Genomic DNA, 476 nt, shown 5'->3' with positions numbered 1-476 from the left:
ATGATGACGGAAATGATGTCCAAGCATCATGAGAGTCCATCCCTAACTCAATAGCCGGGTGTTGCACTCAGCCTCTGAAACCGCCACCATTATTATGCGATCTGGACCTTGATCTCGGTAGGTCAATGTATATCTATTACCACCAAGAGCAACTGCTGCACTCAGATAGCCCTGAGATGTAAAATAAAAATTCACGTTTGAAGTAGATTGATATAACCAGCCATTTGCTTGGGCGATCAACACACCGGAATCAGAATCAGATCTGTACCCTTGCTCATCCCGCAAAAATATCGACTCACGACCATCTGCGTGAACCAAAACCACTGTATTTTCGCCAAAATATAGTGATGTGGAAAAATTATGCCTCCACACACCATCTAGTGTACTGTTTTCGAAAAAATCAGCCACCAACTAACGGAAAATTCAAATCTTATCAATAGCTTAGCTTACAGGTTATGGGTAACTTATTTCGAAAA

The 476-nt window shown here is 41.6% G+C and carries 1 protein-coding gene; it reads right to left on the bottom strand.

Annotated features, from left to right (window positions below; all coding sequences use genetic code 11):
• Nucleotides 1-42: 42 nt before the first annotated feature.
• Nucleotides 43-408: a hypothetical protein gene (locus tag DW49_RS1000000132590; protein ID WP_152522418.1), complete on the bottom strand. Its 366-nt coding sequence runs from the start codon at nt 406-408 to the stop codon at nt 43-45.
• Nucleotides 409-476 lie beyond the last annotated feature (68 nt).

The organism is Pseudomonas avellanae BPIC 631, assembly GCF_000444135.1.
GTDB classification, from domain to species: Bacteria; Pseudomonadota; Gammaproteobacteria; order Pseudomonadales; family Pseudomonadaceae; genus Aquipseudomonas; species Aquipseudomonas avellanae.
This window is presented reverse-complemented; position numbering and strand designations above follow the sequence as displayed.